The following is a 16622-nucleotide window of genomic DNA, read 5'->3' on the forward strand; positions in this document are numbered from 1 at the left end:
TCTCTCCTGACTCAGGGGAATGCGCCAGCGGTCACTGCGCGCGCCTGAATCGTACCGAGCGGATGGGGTGGCCCGCGAAACGGTTACGCCTCATCCGGCGGACGCGGCGGAACCTCTCCCTCCGCCTCCCTCCGCCCGGCCGGTCAGTCCGCGCTGCCGCCGCAGACCTCCCCGAGGAAGTCGAAGCCCGTCTCGCTCTCCTGCAGCGACTTCATGAGCCGGTCCCGCTCCACCTCGTCCAGCGGTACGGGTGCCACGTCCGCGGCGTCGCTGAGCCGCCGGAAGCCGCCGCGCCGCTGGAGCCGCCCGCTGAGCCGGATGGGCAGGCCGACCAGGTGCGCGTGCCCGGCGACCTGGTACGCCTCCTCGTCGAGGACGGTCCGCACGTACGGCACCTCGGCCCCGGCCAGCACCTTCAGCCGTACGGTGCCGCCGCCGCGCGCGGCGGACCGGCGCATCCGCACGACCGCCCCGGCGATCCGCACCGGTACGGCCGGCTCGTCGCGGGTGTAGCGCTCGGCGGCCTCGCGCAGCAGGGGCAGGTCGCCGGGTGAGAACTCGACGGGCTCGGGGCGGGCGGCGCAGCCGGCCGGGGTGCCCGCCGCGGGCGCCCAGGCGAGCCCGATGCGGGCCCCCTCGGCGCCCGTGACCAGGGCGATCAGCGCGTCGGCCAGTTCCCGGCTGACCCCGGCGGCGACGGCGGAGTCGAAGGCCTCCATGCCTCCGGTCGCCCGCCGGTAGTCGATGGCCTCGCGGGTGGCGTGCAGGGCGTGGTGGAGGCGGATGACCGCGCCGCGGCCGCCGTCGACGGGGACGAAGGCGGTGAGCCGGCGCCCGCCGGGGGCGGGGCCGACCAGGACACCGGCCAGCGCCCGCTCGGCCTGGGCGCGGTGCCGGGCACCGTGGTAGCCGGCCCGGGCCCGGTCGGCCAGGGCGCCGGCGAGCAGCAGCTGGTGGGCGGCGGAGCGCAGCCGTTCCTGCGCGGCCCAGGACGAGTCGGCGTGGAGGGCGTCGGGGGCGGGCCCCTCGGGGACCTCGCGCCACCAGCGGACCTCGTCGCTGGGCACGGTCAGGCCGTAGAGCACCTCGCGGGCCGAGGCGAGCGGGCTGCGGGAGAGGGCGGTGAGCGCCTCGCCGAGCAGGTCCTCGCTGTCGGGGAAGCCGGCCGTCTCGGGGACCAGCAGGCTGGTGCCGGCGTGGCCGGCGGCGTGCCCGGCGCCGGGCGGCGGGGTCCAGCGGGCGTACCGGCCGGGTGCGCCGCCGCGCCGCTGCCAGCCGTGCCGGTGCAGCAGGGCGCCGAGGACGGCGGGGTCGACCTCGCCGGGTGCGGGCCGGACGGGCTGCCCCGGGTCGGGCGGCAGCTCGGCGCGGTGCGGGAGGCGGGGTCCGTACGCGTACCGTTCCATCAAGGTCTCCCTCCGACCCCGACCCGGGTCATGATCTCGCACAGCGCGCGGTCGTCGAAGATCCGCGAGGTGGGGATGCGGACGGTGGTCCGGGTGCGGCCGGTCACGGCGTGTCCGGCCAGGTTGGTCCAGTAGCAGCAGTGGCGCAGGTCCAGGGCGTCGTGGCCGGCTCTGAGCCAGTCCTCCTGGCGGCGCGGGACGAGCATCACGACGAGGATCTTGTGCACGGCCACGGGGGTGCGGGCGAGCTTGACCAGGTGGTCGTTGTCGAGGGTGAAGGCGAAGCTGGGCCCCGGCGGGCGGGGCGCCACCTGATACGTGGCCTTGAGCTGCACCTTGATGGTCACCTCGTCGTCGACGGTGTGACCCGGCGAGCCGTGGCTGACGTGCCAGTCCACGCCGTTGTCCGGGAACGGCTGGGACAGCGAGCAGCCGGCGGCCGCGGCGACGGCGTGCAGGTATCCCACCTGGAGCGTCTCCATGCAGGCGGTGGTGGCGAGATTGCCCCGCAGCGGCTCGGTCCGCTCGGGCTGTACGAGCGCCATGGCTCCCCAGGCCTTCCGGGTGTGGCTGCCGATTGCCGATCGATCCGGTGACGGATTCCCGGTCCGCTGCCGGATCCCATGACGACCGCTCAGTTGTACGGTCCCCCAGTGGTGTTGTCTCCGCGTCAGCCGGGACGCAAACGGCGTAGTGGCGGACGGCTCCGGGTATCACGGTCTCGGGGGCAGGGGTGGCCGGATCGCGGCGCGCGCCATCTGCCCATCGGGGACGAGGAGTTCGGACATGACGCGCTGGTTTGAGGGGCCGCTGGCCGCTTTCGACACCGAGACGACCGGGGTGGATGTCGAGGAGGACCGGATCGTGTCCGCCGCCCTGGTCGTGCAGGAGTGCGCCGGCGGGCGGGTGCGCGCCACCCGCTGGTTGGTGAATCCGGGGATCCCGGTACCGCGGGAGGCCACGGAGGTGCACGGTCTGACGGACGAGCACCTGCAGCACAACGGCCGGTGGCCCGCGCCGGTGGTGGAGGAGATAGCCCGGGCGCTCGGCGAGCAGTCGGCGGCGGGCCGGCCGCTGGTGGTGATGAACGCGCCGTTCGACCTGACGCTGCTGGACCGGGAGTTGCGCCGGCACCGGGCGTCGTCGCTGGCGCGGTACCTGGACAACCGGCCGCTGACCGTGCTGGACCCGCGGGTGCTGGACAAGCACCTGGACCGCTACCGCAAGGGGCGCCGGACGCTGACCGACCTGTGTGCGCACTACGGGATAGCGCTGGAGGGCGCGCACGACGCGGCCGCGGACGCGGTGGCCTCGCTGGAGGTCGTACGGGCGGTGGGCCGGCGCTTCGCGGGCCGCCTGGAGCGGTTGAGCCCGGCGGAGCTGCACGCGCTGCAGGCGGTGTGGCACGCGGCGCAGGCACGGGGGCTGCAGGCGTGGTTCGCGCGCAACGGGTCGGAGGAGGCGGTGGATCCGCACTGGCCGCTGCGCCCGGAGGTGCCGGCGGCGGCGTGACGGACGCGCGGAGGACCCTCGGGGACGGGCCGGTCACGGCAGCGGCCGGAGGCTTCGGGGCGGGTGCGGCGGCTCCGGAAACGAGTTGAGGCCGGTCCGTCATCGACGGACCGGCCTCTCCCGGTGGGCGATACTGGGATCGAACCAGTGACCCCTTCGGTGTGAACGAAGTGCTCTCCCGCTGAGCTAATCGCCCGGGAACGCACTGAACAATACAGGTGCGGAGGGGGTGGGTTCAAACCGCCCCCGACTCGGCTCTCAGGAGCCGGACCAGACCGCGCCGTCCGGCCCGCATCATCAGGGCGTGGTTCAGGAGGAAGACCGGCCGCCCGGGGACCGCGAGGCGCCGCATCAGGGGCTTGCGGACCACGACCTCCTGCTCGTACAGGGCGCGGGTGCGGCCGGGCGACGAGGCACTCAGCGTCCAGCGGGCCCAGCCGTCGAGGTCGCCCCGCATCTCGATCTCCAGTACCCCGGCGGCCGGGTCGCTGCGGCGCTCGGCGGCCGTCACGACGAGCTCGTACGGGAGGACGGAGCGGAAGCGGGCGGTGCCGGCGCGCCCGTCGGGGTCGTCCGGGTCGCGGGGGGCGACGCTGCGGATCTGGGGCCACCACCGAGGGTACCGCTCGGCCTCGGCGAGGACGGCGAAGACGCGCTCGGGGGGCGCGGGGAGGTCCCACACGCTGCGGAAGCGGTAGTGGCTCCAGTCCATGGGTTGAGTGTGCGCGCGAACGGCACCGGCCATGCGCGGCGGGACGGGTGCGCGGCCGCGGACTACTCACCGCGGATCCGGGTCGATCTGAGTATCCGCACCCATGTCCTCGGTGCGTGACCGGCGCCACACTCCGGGCATGGAGAGAATTCCGCCGCCCGCCGAGGAGCTGGTCCTGATCGATCAGGAGCTGGTCCGACTCGACGCGCGCCGTGCGCAGTTGCTGGCCCGCCGGGCCTGGCTGGTCAGTGTGCTGCACCAGGCCGTGGCCCCGCAGCCGCCCTTCCCGACGTGGTCGCCGCGACCGGCCGCCGCCGGTCCCGCCGGGATGGCGGCTGCGGTGGGCGCGCCCGGCGCGGACCGTGAGGTGTCCGGGCCGAGTGCGCAGAACGTACTGCTGGCGCTGGGCGCGGTGCTGCTCGCGGTGGCCGCCTTCGCGTTCACGGTGGTCAGCTGGGGCTCCATGGGGATCGGTGGCCGGGCCGCCGTGCTCGGCGCCGTGACGGCGGCCGCGCTGGCCGCGCCGGTGGTGCTGCTGCGCCGCGGGCTGCGTTCGACGGCCGAGTCGGTGGCCGCGCTGGGGATGGCGCTGACGGTGCTGGACGCGTACGCGCTCTACGCGGTGGCCCTGCCCGACACGGACGGCACGGCGTACGCGGCGGGGTCGGCCGGGGTGCTCGCGGCCCTGTGGGCCGGCTACGGCTCGGCCCTGCGCGGGCTCCGGCTGCCGCTGCCGGCGGCGGTGCTCACGGCGCAGCTCCCGCTGCCGCTGGCGGCGGTCGCCGCAGGGGCTCCGCCCCTGGGGGTGGCCTGGGCGCTGCTCGGCACGGCGGTCCTGGACGCGGTCGCCACGCTCCGGGCCCCCGGCCGGCCGGCGCGCGTCCTGGCGGGGGCCTGCGGTGTCGCGGTGGGCGGCTGGGCGCTCTTCGCCGGCCTGGTCTTCTCGGCCTCGGCCGCCGCCCCGGCCTCCGCGGTCGCCCCGGGCGCCCTTCTTCTGGCGGGCGCCGCGCTGGCCCTGGGCGCGGCGTTCCGCGCGACCCCGCGCCCGACCGGAGCGGGTGCGGCCGACGCGGCGGCGAAGGCCGGTACGTCCGACGCGGCGGCGGGGGCGCTGGGCGTCCCGGGCGTCCTGGGCGTCCCGGCGGGGAACGGTGCCGGCGCCGGGCGGGTGCAGGGGGCGGCCGCGCTCGCTGTGGTCGCCGGGCTGGCGGCCGTGGCGGCCCTGGGCGGCGTGGTGCGGGCCGCGCTGCCGGAGGGCTGGGCGGCGGTGGCCTACCTGCTGTGCGCCGTACCGCTCCTGGGGCTCGGCGGGCTCGTGCGGTCGACCGCGCCGGTGTCGGTCCTGCCGACCCCGGTGCGCCGGGGCCTGGCCGGGGCCGGTGCGGGAGTGGCGGCGCTGGCCGGGGTGTCCGCGCTGCCCGCGCTGCTCGTCGCGCTGCTGTCGCCCGCCGAGGTGCTGGGCGGGGTCTGGGAGGGCCGGGCGCCCTCGGCGACGGGTGCGGACTGGACCGCGCCGACCGCGGCCGCGGTGGTGCTGCTCGCGGTGGCGGGGCTGGCGGCACGCCTGTTCCGGGTGTCGGGTCGGTCGGAGGCGGCCGCCGCGGCCGTGGCCCTGGGCTGGGCCGGGCTGTTCCTCCTCCCGCTCGTGGCGGCGCTGCCCCACCCGGCGGTGCTCGCCTGGCACGTGCTCCTGACCGTGGCGGCCACGGGGCTCGCGCTGCGGGCCCCCGAGGCCCGGGCGGCGCTGGCGGCGGCGGGGTGCGCCCTGGCGGGCGCGCTGAGCGTGTCGCTGCTGGCGCTGGTGGGGCGGCCGGGGACGTTCGCGGTGCTGGGCGCCCTGGCGGTGCTGTTCACCGCGGCGGCGTTCGACGCCCGGGGCCGGCAGTGGGCGGTGCGGACCTCCGCGGGCCTGGCCGTCGGATGGGCGGTGGCGCTGGCGCTGGCCGCGGCCCGGGCGCTGGAGCCGGCGCCGCTGTACCGTTCGCTGCTCGTGCTGGCGGTCTCCGCGGTGGTCGCACTGGTCGCGGCCCGGCCGGTGGCGCGCGCGCCGCGTCCGGCGCGGGTGCCCTTCGAGGCGGCGGGCGCGGGGGCGGCGGCGCTGGCCGTGTGCCTGGTGCTGACCGACCTGCCGGCGCTGGCCCTGGTGCTGGGCCTCTGCGGGGTGCTGGCCGCGGGCACCGCGGTGCGCCCGGACCGGCGGCGGGTCGGCTACGCGGCCGGGGTGCTGTTCGTACTCGCGGCGTGGGTGCGGCTGGCCGCCTCCGGGGTGACCGTCCCCGAGGCGTACACGCTGCCGGTGACGGTGCCGGCCCTGGTGGTGGGCCTGCTGCGCCGCCGGCGCGATCCCGGGGCCTCGTCCTGGACGGCGTACGGGCCGGGGCTGGCGGCGATGCTGGTGCCGAGCCTGGTGGCCGCCTGGAGCGACCCGCACTGGCTGCGCCCGCTCCTGCTCGGCCTGGGCGCGCTGGCGGTGACCCTGGCCGGGGCCCGGCGCCGGCTGGGGGCCCCGCTGCTGCTGGGCGGTGGCGTCCTGGTGCTCGACGGGCTGCACGAGCTGGCCCCGTACGTGGTCCAGGTCGTCGACGCCCTGCCGCGCTGGCTCCCGCCGGCCCTCGCGGGCGCCCTGCTCCTGGCGGTCGGCGCGACGTACGAGAAGCGCCTGCGGGACGCCCGCCGCCTGCGCGAGGCCCTGACCCGCATGCGCTGAGGGCACCCCGTGCAGGGCCGGGGCGCAGTCGGTTCCCGCCCCTCCCTCCCCGGCCCCGGCGGCCGTCCCGGTCCCGTCCGGCAGGCGGGGCGGGGAGGGGCGGCGGGGGAGATAGCCCGCAGGGGCGGAAAACGCAGCCGGCCCCGGAGACTCGTCGAGTCTCCGGGGCCGGTGTCCGGGTGGGCGATACTGGGTTCGAACCAGTGACCTCTTCGGTGTGAACGAAGCGCTCTCCCACTGAGCTAATCGCCCGGGCGCACCGCAAACATTACCCCATGTCAGGGGGTACTCAGGACCACGGACGGCCCAGCGGGCGCCCGCCGGCCGCCGGGCGGCGGCGCGAGCGGGTCGCCGGCGGTGCGGAGGCCGGTCACTCGCCGATCTTCCACGGCATCACGAAGCCGAACTTCCAGACGTAGATCCCGAGCAGGGTGCCGGCGATCACCAGGCCGATGGTGGTCAGGATGATGTTGCGCCGCCGGACCTTCGGGTCGAGGGCCTTCTGCGCCGCCTCCGTGACCTTGCGCTTGGTCCAGCGGAGCACGAGCTGGGCCCAGACGAACTCGGTGGCCCAGATCGCCATGCCCGCGAAGATCACCAGCCAGCCGGGGCCGGGCAGCGGCAGCATGATCACGCCCAGGGCCACGACGGCGAGGCCGACGACGAAGACGCCGACCTGCCAGCTCACGTGCAGGCTCCGGCTCCGCTTGATGAAGGCCGGCGCCCGCGAGCCGAGCGGCGCCTCCTCGTCCGGGCCGTTCTCGGATCCTCCGGCGGGCCCGACCGCGTCGCCCCGCTCTCCGGCCGGGCTCTCCGCGTCGTCCCGGTGGTCACTCCCCGTATTCATGGGAGCCAACCTACCGGAGGTCCCAGCACACGTGAACGGCTTGTGGGATCCGCCGTAAGAGGTACCTGAACGACCGCAAAACGGTCAGAGGGGTTTACAACGGCACCGTAGGTGGCATGTCGATTTCGCCGACGTGCGAATCCCCGAGCGCACACTGAGCGAAAGGCCCTGGCGCTTATGAACACCACGGTCAGCTGCGAGCTGCACCTGCGCCTCGTTGTGTCGAGCGAGTCCTCACTGCCTGTCCCCGCGGGCCTGCGGTACGAGACGGCCGACCCCTACGCCGTGCACGCCACTTTCCACACCGGCGCCGAGGAAACGGTCGAGTGGGTGTTCGCCCGCGACCTCCTCGCCGAGGGGCTGCACCGGCCCACCGGTACCGGCGACGTCCGCGTCTGGCCGTCCCGGAGCCACGGTCAGGGCGTCGTGTGCATCGCCCTGAGCTCACCGGAGGGAGAAGCCCTACTGGAGGCCCCCGCGAGGGCCCTGGAGTCGTTCCTGAAGCGGACCGACGCGGCCGTGCCCCCCGGCACCGAGCATCGCCACTTCGACCTCGACCAGGAGCTCTCCCACATCCTGGCGGAAAGCTGAGCCAGGGCGGGAGCCGCTGCGCACCGTCCGACTCGGGGCGACGGTGCGAGCCGGACAACCACATACGCAGTGCGGGCGCAGTTCTCGCGGGAGCCACCCGCGCGGACTGCGCCCGTGCGCTTTTTGGGGAAGCCGCTAAAGTTCGGCCACATCGGCGGGCACCGGCCCGCCCGCTGTGGTCCCCAGGGAGCGAGAACCATGCAGATCCCCCACGACACGCGTCGCGCGCTCGACGTCGTCGTCGATCTCGTGAACACCGCCCCCGAGCCGGGTGGGCCCGACGGGCTCCTGGACGTCGGGGCGCTGCGCACGTTCGTGCACCAGCACGAGATCAGTGACGTCGGCGAGCTCGGCGCCCGCGACCTGGCGGGGGTGCGGGCGGTACGGGGACGCTTCGCGCAGATCTTCTCCGCCACCACGACCCGCGAGGCGGCCGGCGTGGTGAACGACCTGGTCGCCGCCGCGGGCACCACCCCGCGACTGACCGATCACGACGGCTACGACTGGCACGTGCACTACTTCGCGCCGGGCGCGTCCGTGGGCGACCACATCGCGGCGGACTGCGGGATGGCGCTGAGCTTCATCCTGGTCTCGGGCGAGCGCGAGCGGCTGCGCCGCTGCGAGGCCCCGGACTGCCGGCGGGCCTTCGTCGACCTGTCCCGCAACCGCTCGCGCCGCTACTGCGACAGCCGCACCTGCGGCAACCGCCTCCACGTGGCCGCCTACCGCGCCCGCCGCAAGGAAGCCGCCGAGTAACGCACCGGCCCACCGACCCCGCCCCGCCGCCCCGGGATCACGCTCCCTCCGGAAGGGACGGTCTACAGGAGGAACAGGTCGTGGGTGGCCGCCAGCAGGAGCAGGGTGCCGATGACCGTCAGGAAGATCATCAGGGGCGGTTGCGACAGCGCGAAGAGGCAGCCGCGCTGCGGGTCCTCTTCGGACGCGGCAGGCGCGGGCGCAGTGGTGGCGGGCTCGCCCCGCGACGTGTCGAGCATCTCGGGGCGAATGATGGCGCACCGGACCCGACACCGGCGATCAACACGCCCACCGGGTGCGGGAGTTGATCATCCTCGGCCAGAACGCGTCCGATTCGTGGCGGATCTCCTCATATCCCGTGCTTCTTCAGGATCGCTTCGATGTCGGAGAAGTCGTCCTCCGGCGCCCCGGCCGGCCGGGGCTTGGCGGGGGCGGACCGGGCCGTTCCGAGCGACGGGGCCGCGGGGGTCGACGCGCCGGGTGCGACCGAGCCCCGGTCGGCACCCGAGGCCGCGGCCTTCCGGTCCTTGCGGGAGGCCCCGCCCCGGCGCTCGACCGCGCGGGTGGCCATGAGGAGCACCCAGGCCAGCGCAAGCAGGCCGAAGCCGATCCACACCGAGGGCTTGAAGACGATCCCGGCGAGCCAGGCCACGACCCCCGTGAGCACGAGGCCGATCGGCACCAGCGAGTACGCCGCTATGCGCGTGGCGGTCAGGAAGCGCCTGCGGTAGGCGGTCAGCGCGGCGATGCCCAGGCCCGCCGCGGACGCCGCGGAACAGATGGTCTCGGCGAGCATGCGGTCCTCCAGCTTGGTGTGTGCGCCGTCCCGCGATCGGTCCGGTGGTCCGGTTCCTTCCATCCTGCATCGTGCATGTCCACCGCGGCCACGGCCGAAGCCCCCGGGGGCCGGATCTCCGGGGGATCTCGGGGTTCCTCCCCTCCGTGAGGCGTCTGGAAGACTGGGCGCATGAGCGAAACCCAGCCTTCCGGCGCCACCGAGCCCGTCGTCCTCGACGTGTGGTGCGAACTCCAGTGCCCCGACTGCCACGCCGCGCTGGAGGACGTGCGCGCCCTGCGGGCCCGGTACGGGGACCGCATGGACATCCGGCTGCGGCACTTCCCGCTGGAGAAGCACAAGCACGCGTTCGCCGCGGCGCAGGCCGCCGAGGAGGCCTTCGAGCAGGGCCGGGGCTGGCCGTACATCGAGGCCGTGCTGGCGCGCACCGCGGAACTGGACCGGCGCGGCGAGGCGGTCCTGCTGGACGTCGCGAAGGAACTCGGCCTGGACGCCGAGGAGTTCGACACCGCCCTCATCGACGGCCGGCACATCCTGATCGTGGACGCCGACCAGGCCGAGGGCAAGGCCATCGGCGTCACGGGCACGCCGACGTACGTGATCGGGGGCGAGCGCCTCGACGGCGGCAAGAGCCAGGAGGGGCTGCGGGCCCGCATCGAGGAGATCGCCGACCGCCTGCTGGCCGCCGACGCCGGCTAGGGCCTCCGTCGGCGCACGGCCGCCGCGGGCCCCTGCCGCACGCCCCCGGTCGGTCCGTCCCCCGGACCGGGGGTCCGGGGGACCTGGGGACCAGCCGCTCAGATCAAGGGTTTGCCGAGGGTGAACTGCACCGTGCGGTACCCCAGGGAGCGGTACAGGCCCAGGGCCGGGGCGTTGTCCGCGAAGACCTGCAGGCCCAGCAGCCGGGAGCGGGCCCCCGCGGCGGCGCGCTCGGCCAGCAGCATCAGGGTCCGGCCGTGGCCCCGGCCGCGGTGCTCCTCGGCCACCTCGACGTCGAAGACGTACGAGGTCACGCCACCGGGAAGGGCGGAGTCGCCGCGCGGCAGGGCGGGGCCGGCCGCGGTCCACACGTGCCCGACCGGCTGCCCGCCGTGCTCCAGCACGGTGAAGGTCGTACCGGGAGTCTCCAGGCCCCGCGGCAGGTTCTGTGCGTGGTCGGCGCGGGACTTCGCCTCCGCGGCGGCGGCGGGCAGTCCCCGCTCCGCCCACGTGCGCGCGTACGCCGCGACCGCGCGGGCGAGCCATGCGTCGTACTCCCCCGCCGTCATGGGGCGGCCGACCGCGCCGCGGGGCAGCGCGGGCGGCCGGGCGGCGATCTTCTTGGCCATGTTCCGGCCGGCCTCGGTGTAGCCGAGGGCGGTCGCCATCCGCAGCGCCTCGACCGCCTCGGCCGGCACCGCGACCTGGATCCGCCGGCAGCCCCAGCCGCGCAGCACCTCTTCTGCGGCGAGCGCGGCCACCGTGCCGCGGCCGCGGCGCCGGTCCGGCCGGTCGATCCACAGGCCGCGGATCACGCCGACGGACGGGCCGAACGGGGTGTCGGCGGCGAGTTCGACCGTCCCGACGACGCGGCTGTTCACGCGGACCTCGTACGGGCGCGAGCGCGCTCCGTCCCCGGTCTCCTGGAGCGGCCCGGCCGGCCGCAGTGTCGTGGTCATCACAGGTGTTCTACCCGCCGGACCCCCCGTCCGTCACCTCTCCGCCCGGAGCCCCGGGGGAGGCCACGCCGCGATGCCAACCTGCTGCGCTTGCAAGGTAGTTGCCGCATACTGGGCCGCTCTGAAGAAGTCGTGTACACCACACACAGGGGGTGTCCGTGGACTCCACGGAGCTGGTGGCGGCGGCCGTCCGCACGATGACCGAGCTGGGCAGCGGGGCGGCGGGGGCCGCAGCCACGGGGGCCGGCCAGGCCCTTTCCGACCTGGTGCGGCAGCGGCTCACCGCCGGTGCGACGGGACGGGCGGCTTTGGCGGCCGTGGACGAGCGACCCGGGGACGAGGCCGCGGCCGAGGGACTGCGGGACGAACTGGCGTCCCTCGTGGCGGCGGACGGCGCGTTCGCCGCCGAGCTGGCCCGCGCCCTGGCCCCGCTGCTCGCGGGTCCGCCGCCGCCCGCGCCGCCGGCACCGCACGGCCCGGGGAGCATCGTGATCGACGGCGGGTCACGGGTGCGCGGCAGCACCATCGCCCTGGGCCCGGTGACCTTCGCCGACACGCCCTCGGGACGGGCCGCCCTGGTCGCGGTGTGCGCCGGGCTGGCGGTGCTGGTGGTGATCCTCGTCTACGGCGGCGCGCAGCTGCTGGGCGACGATCCGGGCCGGCCCGGCGCCGCACCCGGATGGCACGGGAACGGACCGGCGCCGGGCAGTGACGGCTCGGGCCGCGAGGGAACCTCGGAGGGTGGCACGGGAGGCGGCTCGGGCACCGCGGGCGGCACGACGGCCCGGGCGGCAGCGCTGGCGGACGCGGAGGCGGCGCGGGCCGTCCTCCCGGACGCGGCGAGCCTGCCGGCAGGGTGGGTCGAGCAGAGCGCCCCGACCGCGGCCCCGTCCTCGCAGGACGACGGATCCTCCTACGAGGCGCGCTCGCTCTACCTCGGGCGGTACTCCATGGAGACCGAGTTCCGGGTGTTCGCCTACCCGGACGAGGCCACGGCGCGGGCGGCGTACGCCAAGAAGGCGGGGGCGGCCCGCGAGCAGGGCGCGCACGCCCTGACGATCGGGCAGATCGGCGACGAACGCCTGGCCGTCGTGCTCTCGACGAGCCAGGGGGCCGCGTACGTAACCCACACCAGCCGCATCACCATGGTGCGCACCGGCACCGTGCTCACCCTGGTCGTCGGCAAGGACAACGAGAGCCGCAGCTACAGCGCCGAGGACCTGTCGAGCCTCACGCAGCTGCTCGCCGAGCGGGCCCGGGCGGCCCAGGCCGGCTGACCGCCCCGCCCCCGCCACCCGGCCGCCGCCCCCGCGGCCAGGCCCGACGCGCAGGACCGCGCGGGGACGGGAACCGGGGCGGGAACGGGGGCGGCGCCGCCGCGGGGCTACTTCGGGTCCCAGTCCTCCGCCGCGCGGGCGTCGAAGGTCCGCATCGCCTCGGCCGTGACCGGCCCGGGGGCGCCCGGCAGGTCGCGCGAGTCGACGCGGTGGACGGCCTGGACGTCGCGCAGCGTCGAGGTCAGGAAGACCTCGTCGGCGCTCTCCAGCACCGCCAGGGGCAGGTCGGTCTCCTTCGCGCCGGACCACTCGACGACCAGCGCGCGGGTGATCCCGGCGAGGCAGCCCGAGGGCACGGGCGGGGTGTGCAGCTCCCCGTCGAGCACGACGAAGACGTTGGACCCGGTGCCCTCGCAGAGCTGTCCGACCGTGTTGGCGAACAGGGCCTCCGAGGCGCCGGCGGCGTTCGCCCGGGCGAGGGCGACGACGTTCTCGGCGTACGACGTGGTCTTCAGGCCCGTCAGGGCGCCGCGCTCGTTGCGTACCCAGGGGACGGTGACGACGGCCGTGCTGTCGGGCCGGCGGGTGGTGGCCCCGAGCGCGACCACCAGCGTGGGGCCGGCGTCGCCCCGGTCGGAGCCGAGCGGCGAGAGGCCGCCGGTGTACGTGATCCGCATCCGGCCCAGCGGCATCGGGTTCGCCTCCAGGACGGCGGCGCACGCGCGGCGGACCTCGTCGAGGTCGGGCTCGCGCAGGCCCAGGCCGCGCGCCGACCGGGCCAGCCGGTCCAGGTGGCGGGTGAGCGCGAAGAGCCGCCCGTCCGCCGCCTTGATGGTCTCGAAGACGCCGTCGCCCACCGTCAGCCCGTGGTCGAACACCGACACCCGTGCGCCGTCCGCGTCCCGCAGCTCTCCGTCGAGCCAGATCCTCACCGTACGGTTCCTCCCGTCGCCTCGTGCGTGCCCGACGCTACCGCGAGCAGTCGGGCGGCCTTCAGCTCGGTCTCGGCCCATTCCCGCTCGGGGTCGGACCCCCAGGTGATGCCGGCGCCGGTGCCGAAGCGCAGCCTGGGGCCCGCCGGGGCTTCCCGGTCGATCCAGAAGGTGCGGATGCCGACGGCCAGCTCGCCGGTGCCGCGGTCGGCGTCGACCCAGCCGATGCCGCCGCAGTACGGGCCACGGGGCGCCGTCTCCAGGGCCGCGATGATCCGCAGGGCGGAGGACTTGGGGGCGCCGGTGACGGAGCCGGGCGGGAACGTGGCGGCGAGCAGCTCGGGCCAGCCGGCGCCGTCGGCGAGCTGGCCGCGCACGGTGGAGACGAGGTGGACCAGGCCGGGGTGCTCCTCCACCGCGCACAGCTCGGGGACGGTCACGGAGCCGGTGGCGCAGACGCGACCGAGGTCGTTGCGGACCAGGTCGACGATCATCACGTTCTCGGCGTGGTCCTTGGGCAGCAGGTCCGCGGCGGTACGGCCGGTGCCCTTGATGGGACCGGACTCGACGGTGCGGCCGGTGCGGCGCAGGAACAGCTCGGGCGAGGCGGTGGCGATCTCCACGCCGTGCGCCGGAAGCCGAATCGTTCCTGCGTACGGCGCGGGGTTGCCCCGGGCCAGCAGCGCGGTCAGCGCGTCCACGTCGGCGGCGGGGTCGGGCAGCGGCGCGGACATCACCCGGCAGAGATTGGCCTGGTAGACCTCGCCGCGGGCGATGTGCTCGCGTATGCGCCGTACGCCCGAGACGTAGGCCTCCCGGTCCAGGGAGGAGGTCCACGCGTCCGTGGCGGGACCGTGCCAGCCGCCCGCCACGGGTGCGGGGACCGGGTCGGGGCGGACGTCCCCGAAGCGCGCGCACACGAGGCGGCCCTCGAAGTCCGCCGCCACGGCCCAGAAGCCGGTGGAGTCGAGGGCCGACGGATCGCTGGTCACGTCGCGCAGGTCGGTTGCGAGGAGGCCGCCGAAGCGGGCGAGGGGAGGGAGGTACTGCACGGCTGTGAGTGTAGGACGGGTGGCGGGGGGCCGCCGGTGGGACGGCGTGGCCCGGCTCCGGCGCCCGTCTCCGGCGCGGGGGCGACGCGCGGGCGGCGGCGGGGTGGCGGCCGGGCGGTGGTGGGACGGCGGCGGGGGCGCTGAGCTGGACGGGGGTGGGCCCGGAGGGCCGTCGAAGGGCCGCCGGAAGCCCGCCGGCGGGTGGCGCCCGGTGGACGGTGCGGTGGCGGCCGGTGAACCCACCGCAGCACGCTGCGCAAACGCGTTTTTGAGCTGGCCCGGGAATCCGCTAGAGTTCAACACGTCGCCGGGGAGCGAAGGGAAAAAACCCCGGAAGCAACACCGGCGACCTGCGGACGTGGCTCAGTTGGTAGAGCATCACCTTGCCAAGGTGAGGGTCGCGAGTTCGAATCTCGTCGTCCGCTCGAATGTGGGGGATCTTCCCGACCCCCTGCAGACTCCTGGTGGAGTGGCCGAGAGGCGAGGCAACGGCCTGCAAAGCCGTCTACACGGGTTCAAATCCCGTCTCCACCTCCAAGGACGATTAGCTCAGCGGGAGAGCGCTTCCCTGACACGGAAGAGGTCACTGGTTCAATCCCAGTATCGTCCACTGGATCCTCACGGATCACCCGCGCGATTAGCTCAGCGGGAGAGCGCTTCCCTGACACGGAAGAGGTCACTGGTTCAATCCCAGTATCGCGCACGCAACACCGCCCGACCTGCGGCTTCGCATCACGCGAAGAAGGTCCCCGCGCGATTAGCTCAGCGGGAGAGCGCTTCCCTGACACGGAAGAGGTCACTGGTTCAATCCCAGTATCGCGCACCACCCGGAAGCCCCGGCCGACCCGATCGGCCGGGGCTTCTGCGTTGCCCGGGGCCGTGCGCCTGCCCGACGGGGAGCAGCGGTCGGTGGGTGGGTGGCGGAACGGGAACGCGCCCGGCGGCCGGAGGGCTGCGCCAGGCGCGTCACGTCGTCGAAGGGCGGCCGCGCGGGCCGGTGCCTCAGGAGGAGAACAGCAGTCGGCCGAAGCCGCTCTTGTGGTGGCCGTGGTGCCCGTGGTGACCGTGGCCGCCGTGGTGCTGCGGGGCACCCCAGGCGGGCGCCTGGCCGGCCGGGTAGGCGGGCGGCGCCGGCGGCGGCGGGACGTGCTGGCCGTACTGCGACTCCAGGCGGGTCAGCGCCTCCAGCTCCCCGTAGTCCAGGAATATGCCGCGGCAGCCGCTGCACTGCTCGATCTGGACACCGTTGCGGTTGTACGTGTGCATCATGGCGTGGCACTTCGGGCACTGCATGATCGGCTTCACTCCTCGCCGTCGGACGTGGTCGTCCCCGGAATCCTGCCCGGCGACGTGAGCCTCACCCTACGACGGAAGCACCGACTCCAAGTCCGGCGGGAGTGTGGCAATTCGGGAACAACTGTCGGCCATCATCCGCTCCACCTCGTCCAGTCCGCGCTCCTCCTGGACGGACTTGGCGATGGCGAGCGCGGCGGTCTGCACCGTCAGGGCGCGGGCCGCCACGTCCAGTTCCCGCCACGGGTCCCGGCCGGCCGGACCGGCCGCCGGACCGCCCGCCGCACGGTAGGCCCCCAGGAACCGCTCCCACACCTCCGGGTCGAGGAGGCCGGCCGCGTACCAGGCGGCGGGACGGGCCAGGTCCCAGGCCGGGTCCCCCAGCCCCATGTCGTCCACGTCGATCAGGAGCCAGGGCCCGTCGGGGACGGGGTGGCGGACCAGCTGACCGAGGTGCAGGTCGCCGTGGCACACCGTGGCCGAGGCGGGGGCCGGACCCTCGCCGCGCGCCCACGCGGGCAGTCGGGCCGCCGCCGCCAGCACGGTCGCCGCGTCGGGGTGCGGCCCGGCGGCCGCCATCCGGGACAGGGCGCGGGCCACCTTCGCCGGACCGCGCATCGGTGGCAGCGGCTCGGGCAGCACGGCGGCCGGCAGGCCGTGCAGCCTCGCCAGCAGCCGGGCCGCGTCCTCCCACGGAGCGGCCTCGGGCGCGGCCGGGTCCACCGGTGCGCCGTGCGGCCAGGCCGTCACCGCGCGACCGCGCAGGAGCGTGGTGTACGCGCCCTCGGCGGTCAGCACCGGCAGCGGGGCGAGCAGGATCCCGTCCAGGGGCGGGGCGGCGGCCAGGCGGACGCGTACGGCCAGCTGCGCCTGGTCGGTGCCGGGCGCGTGGGCCTTGACGACGACGTTGCCGCTGCGCACGACGGTGCCGTCGGGGCGGTCGGCGAGGAGGGTGTGCTGGCGGGGTACGCCGGTGCGGCCGCGCGGGCCCGCGCAGGTGACGAGCGCGGCGAGTTCCGCCGCGAAGCGCGCGTTCACGGTGCCCCCAGTCGTCCCCGGTCGGTCGTACGGCCTGCGCCGCAA

At 75.5% G+C, this 16622-nt stretch carries 17 protein-coding genes and 7 tRNA genes; 11 read left to right on the top strand and 13 right to left on the bottom strand.

Annotated elements, in window-relative coordinates:
• Positions 1 to 143 precede the first annotated feature (143 nt).
• Together IF43_RS0101300 and IF43_RS0101305 are read right to left on the bottom strand one after the other, a co-directional pair.
• Positions 144 to 1406: a hypothetical protein gene (locus IF43_RS0101300; RefSeq protein WP_030192804.1), complete on the bottom strand. Its 1263-nt coding sequence runs from the start codon at positions 1404 to 1406 to the stop codon at positions 144 to 146.
• Positions 1406 to 1951 carry a DUF4365 domain-containing protein gene (locus IF43_RS0101305; protein ID WP_030192806.1) on the bottom strand — a complete coding sequence of 182 codons (546 nt, stop codon included), beginning with the start codon at positions 1949 to 1951 and terminating at the stop codon, positions 1406 to 1408. The genes IF43_RS0101300 and IF43_RS0101305 overlap by 1 nt, the downstream gene beginning before the upstream one ends.
• A 241-nt stretch (positions 1952 to 2192) precedes the next feature.
• On the opposite strand from IF43_RS0101305, the gene IF43_RS0101310 reads away from it, so the two are divergent.
• The gene (locus IF43_RS0101310; protein ID WP_030192808.1) at positions 2193 to 2918 is read left to right on the top strand and encodes a 3'-5' exonuclease; all 726 of its coding nucleotides are present in this window, start codon (positions 2193 to 2195) and stop codon (positions 2916 to 2918) included.
• A 124-nt stretch (positions 2919 to 3042) separates the two neighbouring features.
• Here the strand turns inward: IF43_RS0101310 and IF43_RS0101315 are convergent.
• Positions 3043 to 3114, bottom strand: a tRNA-Val gene (locus IF43_RS0101315).
• Positions 3115 to 3153: 39 nt separating this feature from the next.
• Complete coding sequence (locus IF43_RS0101320) at positions 3154 to 3630, bottom strand: SRPBCC family protein (RefSeq protein ID WP_030192810.1); 477 nt, start codon at positions 3628 to 3630, stop codon at positions 3154 to 3156.
• Between the two features lie 139 nt (positions 3631 to 3769).
• Between IF43_RS0101320 and IF43_RS0101325 the strand changes: the two genes are divergently transcribed.
• Complete coding sequence (locus tag IF43_RS0101325) at positions 3770 to 6337, top strand: SCO7613 C-terminal domain-containing membrane protein (protein WP_199922653.1); 2568 nt, start codon at positions 3770 to 3772, stop codon at positions 6335 to 6337.
• Between the two features lie 180 nt (positions 6338 to 6517).
• On the opposite strand, the gene IF43_RS0101330 is transcribed toward IF43_RS0101325, so the two are convergent.
• Positions 6518 to 6589: transfer RNA gene (locus IF43_RS0101330), tRNA-Val, on the bottom strand.
• Positions 6590 to 6707: 118 nt separating this feature from the next.
• Positions 6708 to 7184 carry a TIGR02611 family protein gene (locus tag IF43_RS0101335; protein WP_030192814.1) on the bottom strand — a complete coding sequence of 159 codons (477 nt, stop codon included), beginning with the start codon at positions 7182 to 7184 and terminating at the stop codon, positions 6708 to 6710.
• Positions 7185 to 7361: 177 nt separating this feature from the next.
• Here IF43_RS0101335 and IF43_RS0101340 point away from each other — a divergent pair, with 177 nt between their 5' ends.
• Positions 7362 to 7775, top strand: coding sequence for an SsgA family sporulation/cell division regulator (locus IF43_RS0101340; RefSeq protein WP_030192817.1), 414 nt, complete (start codon positions 7362 to 7364; stop codon positions 7773 to 7775).
• 198 nt (positions 7776 to 7973) lie between these two features.
• Complete coding sequence (locus IF43_RS0101345; protein ID WP_030192819.1) at positions 7974 to 8531, top strand: CGNR zinc finger domain-containing protein; 558 nt, start codon at positions 7974 to 7976, stop codon at positions 8529 to 8531.
• A 62-nt stretch (positions 8532 to 8593) separates the two neighbouring features.
• Here the strand turns inward: IF43_RS0101345 and IF43_RS41980 are convergent, their stop codons facing one another.
• Both IF43_RS41980 and IF43_RS0101355 read right to left on the bottom strand, forming a co-directional pair.
• Positions 8594 to 8770 (bottom strand): hypothetical protein, encoded by a 177-nt coding sequence (locus tag IF43_RS41980; protein WP_199922654.1) that lies wholly within the window; start codon positions 8768 to 8770, stop codon positions 8594 to 8596.
• Between the two features lie 110 nt (positions 8771 to 8880).
• Positions 8881 to 9327, bottom strand: coding sequence for a hypothetical protein (locus IF43_RS0101355; RefSeq protein ID WP_030192821.1), 447 nt, complete (start codon positions 9325 to 9327; stop codon positions 8881 to 8883).
• A gap of 171 nt (positions 9328 to 9498) precedes the next feature.
• Here IF43_RS0101355 and IF43_RS0101360 point away from each other — a divergent pair, with 171 nt between their 5' ends.
• On the top strand, positions 9499 to 10026 hold the full coding sequence (locus IF43_RS0101360; RefSeq protein WP_030192824.1) for a DsbA family protein: 528 nt from the start codon (positions 9499 to 9501) through the stop codon (positions 10024 to 10026).
• Between the two features lie 98 nt (positions 10027 to 10124).
• On the opposite strand, the gene IF43_RS0101365 is transcribed toward IF43_RS0101360, so the two are convergent.
• A complete protein-coding gene (locus tag IF43_RS0101365) occupies positions 10125 to 10985 on the bottom strand; it encodes a GNAT family N-acetyltransferase (RefSeq protein ID WP_030192827.1) in 861 nt (286 codons plus the stop codon).
• 158 nt (positions 10986 to 11143) lie between these two features.
• Between IF43_RS0101365 and IF43_RS0101370 the strand changes: the two genes are divergently transcribed.
• Positions 11144 to 12262: a hypothetical protein gene (locus tag IF43_RS0101370; RefSeq protein ID WP_158939129.1), complete on the top strand. Its 1119-nt coding sequence runs from the start codon at positions 11144 to 11146 to the stop codon at positions 12260 to 12262.
• 107 nt (positions 12263 to 12369) lie between these two features.
• On the opposite strand, the gene IF43_RS0101375 is transcribed toward IF43_RS0101370, so the two are convergent.
• A complete protein-coding gene (locus IF43_RS0101375) occupies positions 12370 to 13194 on the bottom strand; it encodes an aminotransferase class IV (protein WP_030192832.1) in 825 nt (274 codons plus the stop codon).
• Complete coding sequence (locus IF43_RS0101380; RefSeq protein ID WP_030192834.1) at positions 13191 to 14246, bottom strand: chorismate-binding protein; 1056 nt, start codon at positions 14244 to 14246, stop codon at positions 13191 to 13193. Before IF43_RS0101380 ends, IF43_RS0101375 begins: the two co-directional genes overlap by 4 nt.
• Positions 14247 to 14598: 352 nt before the next feature.
• Here IF43_RS0101380 and IF43_RS0101385 point away from each other — a divergent pair.
• The 5 genes from IF43_RS0101385 (at position 14599) to IF43_RS0101405 (ending at position 15072) form a co-directional block, all read left to right on the top strand.
• Positions 14599 to 14671 (top strand) — tRNA-Gly (locus tag IF43_RS0101385).
• A gap of 38 nt (positions 14672 to 14709) precedes the next feature.
• A tRNA-Cys gene (locus IF43_RS0101390) sits at positions 14710 to 14783 on the top strand.
• Position 14784: 1 nt separating this feature from the next.
• Positions 14785 to 14856 (top strand) — tRNA-Val (locus IF43_RS0101395).
• A gap of 21 nt (positions 14857 to 14877) precedes the next feature.
• Positions 14878 to 14949, top strand: a tRNA-Val gene (locus IF43_RS0101400).
• Positions 14950 to 14997: 48 nt separating this feature from the next.
• Positions 14998 to 15072, top strand: a tRNA-Val gene (locus IF43_RS0101405).
• Positions 15073 to 15248: 176 nt separating this feature from the next.
• On the opposite strand, the gene IF43_RS0101410 is transcribed toward IF43_RS0101405, so the two are convergent.
• A complete protein-coding gene (locus tag IF43_RS0101410; protein ID WP_030192836.1) occupies positions 15249 to 15539 on the bottom strand; it encodes a zf-TFIIB domain-containing protein in 291 nt (96 codons plus the stop codon).
• A gap of 69 nt (positions 15540 to 15608) precedes the next feature.
• A complete protein-coding gene (locus tag IF43_RS0101415; RefSeq protein WP_037887147.1) occupies positions 15609 to 16577 on the bottom strand; it encodes an aminoglycoside phosphotransferase family protein in 969 nt (322 codons plus the stop codon).
• Between the last annotated feature and the right edge of the window lie 45 nt (positions 16578 to 16622).

The sequence above is a fragment of the Streptomyces sp. NRRL S-87 genome, from assembly GCF_000719335.1.
GTDB lineage: Bacteria > Actinomycetota > Actinomycetes > Streptomycetales > Streptomycetaceae > Streptomyces.